This window comes from Microcystis sp. LE19-10.1B (assembly GCF_027530565.1).
Lineage (GTDB): Bacteria > Cyanobacteriota > Cyanobacteriia > Cyanobacteriales > Microcystaceae > Microcystis > Microcystis aeruginosa.
This window is the reverse complement of sequence record NZ_JAPZQM010000328.1, coordinates 1-2,080: the sequence shown is the minus strand read 5'-3', so window position 1 is coordinate 2,080 and position 2,080 is coordinate 1. Positions and strand designations below refer to the sequence as shown.

At 38.8% G+C, this 2,080-nt stretch carries 2 protein-coding genes and 1 pseudogene; all 3 read left to right on the top strand.

The window, feature by feature from the left end:
• Positions 1–379, top strand: a pseudogene (locus O9332_RS11625) (DUF3782 domain-containing protein); the annotation flags it as partial.
• A gap of 361 nt (positions 380–740) precedes the next feature.
• Positions 741–1,067 carry a nucleotidyltransferase domain-containing protein gene (locus O9332_RS11620; RefSeq protein WP_002762463.1) on the top strand — a complete coding sequence of 109 codons (327 nt, stop codon included), beginning with the start codon at positions 741–743 and terminating at the stop codon, positions 1,065–1,067.
• A complete protein-coding gene (locus tag O9332_RS11615; RefSeq protein ID WP_002762465.1) occupies positions 1,064–1,393 on the top strand; it encodes a HEPN domain-containing protein in 330 nt (109 codons plus the stop codon). The genes O9332_RS11620 and O9332_RS11615 overlap by 4 nt, the downstream gene beginning before the upstream one ends.
• The last annotated feature ends 687 nt before the right edge of the window (positions 1,394–2,080 follow it).

Sequence of the window (2,080 nt, the reverse complement as noted above, 5' to 3'; positions counted from 1 at the left end):
TCCCTCAATGGAAACGATTCTCAGACAACGCTTTGGTATGGAAGTTATCAGTCCCAGTGTGCGAGTCAGTAAAGATGGAAAACACCTAGAAATTGATGTTCTTGCCTATACCAATGGTGAGCTAAATACTGCCTATATCGTCGAGGTTAAAAGTCATGCTAGAGAGGAATCCATTACACAATTAAAAAGTATTTTGCAACGGTTTCGCAGCTTTTTCCCTGAACACAAAGAAAAAAAACTCTATGGCATACTAGCATCGGTTGACTTATCGAACGAATTACGGGAAAAAATTCTGCAAGAAGGGTTTTATGTGGCTCGGATTCATGACCAAGTATTTGAATTAGATATTCCCGATAATTTTCAACCTCAAACCTATTAAAACCTCAAAGGCGATGAGAGCATCCCATTTTCGCCAATCGCCTTCTACAGATGGGAAGTTTTCTCCTGAAACTGGTTCACACAGACAATCCCCCAATCCAAAATCCAAAATGAGATGTTCCCAACCCTTCAGGCTTTGGGGAGTCTCACTCGTTCTAATGTCCTTGAAACTATTTCCAACTTAGCGCCTTTAATCCTTCATTTGGGGGGGGAGGTTGCCTTAAGAGAAGTGTATCAAAGTATTAGGGATGTTAGTCGCTGGTGGCGGTGATGCTCATAAATCAATTAGAAGTGCTACGATCAGCACAGGCCACCATAATACATTTTTTTGCCAAATACAATAATTTCTAGGTAATAAAACAATGGCTCAATTACAAACCCTAATGCCTATACTACAAGAATTTCGCCAAGAATTAGCAAAGTTTTATGGAAACCGGTTAGTAAAACTCATCCTTTTTGGTTCACAAGCGAGGGGTAACGCCAATGAGGACTCAGATATTGATATTATGGTCGTATTAAAAGGCCCCATTTCCCCTGGAGATGAAGTGATTCGGATGGCAGACATCGCTACTCAACTAGACCTTAAATATAATACCTTCATTTCTTTGATTCCCATCGCCGATGAAGACTTTGTACATCGACAAACCCCATTAATGGACAATATTCGCCGAGAAGGGATTGTCCTGTGAACCAAAACCAAATTTCGTCCTATATCAATCAAGCTAATGAAGAATTAGAAGCGGCCACCCTATTACTTGAAAAAAATTATTATCGTGCTTGTATTTCTCGTTGCTATTATGCCATTTATTGTACAGTCCAAGCTCTGTTAATAGTTAAAAATATCAATACTCGTAGTCATCGAGGGGTACGACAGCAATTTTCTCAACATTTTATTCAAACAGGGGAATTACCATTAGAACTATCAAAAGCGTTAAGAATTACCTATGATTTACGACAATTAGGAGATTATGATCAAGTTATTGAAATAACTAGGGAACAAACACAAATTGCCTGAGAATACGCCACAGTATTTGTAGAACAAGCAAGCCACTGGCTTAATACACATTAGTTTAGTATAAAGAGATAGATAAATTATCAGGGTAAGCTCATCTAATTTGGTATAAATTGTACTTGACAAAGATTTCTGAATAGGGTAGTGAAATCGCCATAGCACCGTCCCGCACCGCCAGTACCCAGACTTAGCCGCTGCTACCTCTGTATAATTTATAATTAAGCCTTAGTCTCACTGTTGTTCATGAAAATTAACGAGGAAATAGCTCATGGGTAAAGGTTTTGCCCCCAGGGTGAGAGCATCTCAAACGCTATTGACAATTAGCCAATTTTGTGAACCGCTTGCTGTGTGGGCATTTCAAGTGATACCAGTCAATCAGAATAGTTACGAAATATTCACATTTGGTCGATTTTTGCTTAACAATTGAGATGGCCAATTCTCCTCAAATATGCCTGAATCGCTCTCTGGGTAAGCAAATCACATAAAGTTGATTTTGTCAAGAATTGTTAAGATGCGCTTACCCTGTATTGACGTAGATATTATTATTCTTGGTTCTTCGGTTTGTCTTATGCAATGGACGGGGTTATAAAGAATGAAACCTTTATAGAGACAGACATTGCCGCAATTTTTGTCAATTGTTTGCGATCTGGAGCGAACTAATCAATTAAATCTCTTGCCAGATAAGGATTG

What these genes read in the sequence shown, in the direction of transcription:
- O9332_RS11620 (WP_002762463.1), top strand. Translation starts at nt 741, where the DNA reads ATGGCTCAATTACAAACCCTAATGCCTATACTACAAGAATTTCGCCAA.